The sequence below is a fragment of the Streptomyces sp. NPDC001157 genome, from assembly GCF_053598255.1.
In genome coordinates this window covers 1-4,447 of record NZ_JBSFJW010000081.1, presented here as the reverse complement: position 1 = coordinate 4,447, position 4,447 = coordinate 1, and the positions used below count along the sequence as shown (strand labels likewise).

At 74.9% G+C, this 4,447-nt stretch carries 2 protein-coding genes; both read right to left on the bottom strand.

Annotated elements, in window-relative coordinates; translation table 11 throughout:
* Positions 1–287, bottom strand: a 287-nt coding sequence (locus ACWDAG_RS47580; RefSeq protein ID WP_450701841.1) for a beta-ketoacyl synthase N-terminal-like domain-containing protein, incomplete at its 3' end; no start/stop codon positions are given.
* A gap of 22 nt (positions 288–309) precedes the next feature.
* Positions 310–4,447, bottom strand: a 4,138-nt coding sequence (locus tag ACWDAG_RS47575; protein WP_450701840.1) for an SDR family NAD(P)-dependent oxidoreductase, incomplete at its 5' end; no start/stop codon positions are given.

Genomic DNA, 4,447 nt, shown 5'->3' with positions numbered 1-4,447 from the left:
GTGGACGACGTCCCCGGCCGATCAGGATCCGCATCGAACAACGCCTCCAGATCCCACCCCCGATCCACCGGAAACCCCGACACCCCCTCCCCACCCGACACCACCAGCTCCCACAACCCCTCCGGCGACACCACCCCACCCGGCAACCGACACGCCATACCCACCACCGCAACCCCCTCACCGGCACGGGCCTGGAGGTTGTGGTTCTCCCGGCGCAGTCGGGCGGTCTCCTTCAGGGCGTCGCGCAGGGCCGCGACGACTTCCTGGTTCGCTGGTGCGTGGGTCATGACTTCCTTCTCCCGGTCCTGGTCAGGGCTCGATGCCGTGGCGTGCCATGCGGACGAGGTCCGCCACGTCCATGGCGTCGATCAGGTCGTCGTCGGTGTCGCTTGCGGGGGGTGGTGGTGACGCCTCGTCGTCGTGTGGCGGGCACAGCTCCGATTCGAGCCAGGCGGCCAGGGCCTCGGGGCTGGGCTGGTCGAAGACGACGGTCGGTGACAGGCGCAGGCCGACCGCCTTGCCGAGCCGGTTGCGCAGTTCGAGGGCGCTGAGCGAGTCGGCGCCGAGTTCCTTGAAGGAACGGCGGACGTCGACCGCGCGGGCGTCGTCGTGGTTCAGTACGGCTGCCGTCTCGGCCCGTACGAGGGTGAGGAGTTCCTTTCTGCGGGCGTCGGCGTCGAGGCCGGCCAGCCGGTCCGCGAGGCTCGTGGTGTGCTGGGCGGCGGGTTCCGTGCCGGGTTGCGCCGTGGCAGGGGGCCGGACGAGGCCGCGCAGCAGGGGCGGGGCGGCGTGGCCGGCGGCTCGCAGCGCGGCGGTGTCCAGGGCGAGCGGGACGAGGGCCGGTTCGGGGCGGGCCAGTGCCGCGTCGAGGAGCCGCAGACCCTGCTCGGGGGCGAGCGGTCGGATGCCGGCCCGGGTGAACCGGCGGAGGTCGGCCGGGCCGAGCTGGTCGGCCATGCCGCCCTCGGCCCAGGGTCCCCAGGCCAGGGAGGTGGCAGGCAGTCCGAGGGCCCGGCGGTGGTGGGCCAGGGCGTCGAGGAACGTGTTGGCCGCGGCGTAGTTGGCCTGTCCGGCGCCGCCCAGCAGCCCCTGGACCGAGGAGAAGACGACGAAGGCGTTCAGGTCCAGTGCACGGGTGAGGTCGTGGAGGTGCCAGGCCGCGTCGGTCTTGGGCCGCAGGACGGCGTCGAGCCGCTCGGCGTCCAGGGCCTCGACGACGCAGTCGTCCAGGACGCCGGCCGCGTGGACGACCGCCGTCAGCGGGTGCTCGGCCGGGACGGTCGCCAGCAGGTCGGCGAGCGCGGTGCGGTCCGCGGTGTCACAGGCGGCGAGCGTCACCCGGGCGCCCAGTTCGGTGAGGTCCGCGCGCAGCGCGGCGGCGCCGGGGGCGGCCTCGCCCCGGCGGCTGACCAGCAGCAGGTGACCCACGCCGTGTGCGGTGACGAGGTGGCGGGCGACCCGGGCACCCAGCGCTCCGGTCGCGCCCGTGATCAGTACGGTGCCGTCCGCGCGCCAGGCCGGCGGTGCGGGTGCGGCGGCGACACGTGTCACCCTCGGGGCGAGCAACGCCCCGTCGCGCACGGCGAGTTGGGACTCGCCGGACGCACCGAGCAGCGCCGCGAGGGTCTGGGGGGTGAGGGGTTCGGCGTCGAGGTCGAGCAGGGCGAAGCGCTCGGGGTGTTCGGTGCGCGCCGACCGCAGCAGGCCCCACACCGGGGCGTGGGCCAGGTCGGTCACATCCTCGTCCGGCCGGGTGGCGACCGCGTTCCGCGTGACGACGACCAGTCGCGAGCCGGCGAACCGCTCTTCCGCCAGCCACTGCCGGACCAGCCTCAGAGCGCGGGCGGCGGCAGCCCTGGCCCGGTCGGCCACGTCGGCCTGGTCGCGCCCGGACGTCTCCGGCTCGTCTGCGAGGTACGCCAGGACCACCGCGGGCGGTCCGGCGGCGGCCAGGCCGGCGAGTTCCTCGTGGACGGGAAGATCCACGTCGGCCCAGCCGGCCTCACCCACGATCGCGCAGGACGGCCGCACCCTGTCACCGCCGCTCACGGCGGCCGGAAGCGGTGCCCAGTCCATCCGCAACAGCGGTTCCCGTCGCCCCGTCGTGAGCTGCCCGCCGTCGACCGGACGCCTGGTCAGGGCAGCGACCGAGGCGATGAGCCGTCCGGCGTCGTCGGCGAGGTCCAGGGTGACGGTGTCGGGGCCGACGGGTGCCAGGCGGACCCGGGCCGCCCGCGCCCCGGGAGCGGCCAGGCGGACACCGGTCCAGGCGAAGGGCAACCGCGTGGTGCCGTCCCCGGGCAGCGCGCCCAGTTCGATCGCGTGGAGGGCGGCGTCCAGAAGGGCCGGGTGCAGCCCGTATCCGTCGGTGTCGGCCTGCTCCGGTGACTCAAGTTCGGCGAAGACCTCCGTGCCGCGCCGCCACGCGGTGCGCAGTCCGCGGAACGCGGGGCCGTATCCGAATCCCTGGTCGGCGAGCGCCTCGTACCAGCCGGACAGGTCCACCGTTTCGGCGCCGGGTGGCGGCCAGTGCTCGGCGAAGGCGGCGTCCGCCGGGGTGGCGGGTTCGATCGGGGCCACGACTCCCGAGGCGTGCAAGGTCCATTCGGCATCGGCGTCGGATCCGGCGGGCCGGCTGTGCACGGTGACCGGGCGCCGTCCGTCGGCGTCACCGCTCGCCGCCTGTATTTGGAGTTCCACGGCACCGTCGTCGGGCAGTACCAGGGGCGCCTGCAGCGTCAGTTCCTCCAGCTCCGGGCAGTCGGTTTCGCGGCCGATGTGCAGGGCCAGCTCGACCAGCCCCGCGCCGGGGACCAGCACGGTGTCCAGCACGGTGTGGTCGGCGAGCCAAGGGTGGGTGAGCGAGGAAAGCCGGGCGGTGAGGACGAGCGTGTCGGAGTCCGCGGGGCGTACGGCGGCGCCCAGCAGGGGGTGGCCGCCCGTCGCCAGCCCCAGGCCCGTGGCATCCGCCGGGCGGGCCGTGACGGCGTGCGCCCAGTAGCGCCTGCGCTGGAACGCGTAGGTGGGCAGTTCGGTCCGCCGGGGCCGGTGGGCTTCGTACACGGTGGTCCAGTCGGGGACGACACCGCGCACATGGAGCCGCGCCAGCGCCTCGGCCACGGTCCGCTCCTGGGCGTGCCCGCGACGCAGCAGCGGCACGAACTCCGCCGGTTCGCCGTCGTCGGCCAGGCAGTCGCGGCCCATGGCGGTCAGTACGGCGTCGGGGCCGATCTCCACGAACGTGGTCACCCCGTCCGCGCGCAGCCGGCGTACCGCGTCCGCGAACCGTACGGTCCCGCGGGCGTGTTGGGCCCAGTACTCCGGGCCCAGCGCGTCCGCCGTGTCGAGCGGCGCCCCCGTCACGGTGGAGACGATCGGCAGGGCGGGAGCCGCGAAGCCCAGCCGGGCGGTCGCCCGGGTGAACTCGTCGAGCATGGGGTCCATCAGGTGCGAGTGGAAGGCGTGACTCACCCGCAGCCGTCGGGTCCGCCGCCCGCGGGCCGCGAGGGCGTCGGCGATGCGTGTGACCGCGTCCTCCTCGCCGGACAGCACACAGGAGAGGGGGCCGTTGACGGCGGCGATCCCGGCCCGCCCGTCCGTTTCCGCCAGCAGCTCGGCGATCTCCTCCTCGGCCGCCTGGACGGACACCATGGCCCCGCCCTCGGGCAGGACGTCCATCAACCGCCCCCGCTGCCCGACGAGTTCGACCGCGTCGGCTAGGGAGATCGCCCCGGCCGCGTGGGCCGCGGCGATCTCTCCGACGGAGTGCCCGGCGAGCCGGTCCGCCCGGATGCCGAAGGTCTCCACGAGCCGGAACAGGGCGACCTCGAAGGCGAACAGGCCGGCCTGGGTGAAGACGGTCCGGTCCAGCAGCGCGGCCTCGGCCGAGTCCGGTTCGGCGAAGACGACGTCCCGAAGGGGGCGGCCCAGGCGATCGCCGAACGCGTCGAAGACCTCGTCGAGGGCGGTGGCGAAGGCCGGGAAGCGGGTGTGCAGTTCGCGGCCCATGCCGGCGTACTGGCTGCCCTGCCCCGTGAAGAGGAAGGCGGTGCGGCCCGGCACGGGGGTGCCCCGCACCGTGCGCGAGGACGGGCTGCCGTCCGCGAGTGCCTTCAGGTCGGCGAGCATCCGGTCCCGGTCGTCTCCGACAACGACGGCGCGGTGGTTCAGGGCGGCGCGGGTGGTGGCGAGCGCATGACCGATGTCGGCCGGCCGCGCTGCGGGGTCGGCGTTCACGTGGGCGAGCAGCTTGCGCGCCTGGGCGTGCAGCGCCGCTTGGGAGCGAGCGGAGAGCGGCCACAGGACGGTGCCGCCGGGCTCGGCGCCCGAGGGCGGCTCCGCCTCGGTGCGCTCCTCTTGGGTGAACTCCTCAAGGATGACGTGGGCGTTGGTGCCGCTGATCCCGAACGAGGACACACCCGCCCGGCGCGGACGCTCCCCGTCGGCC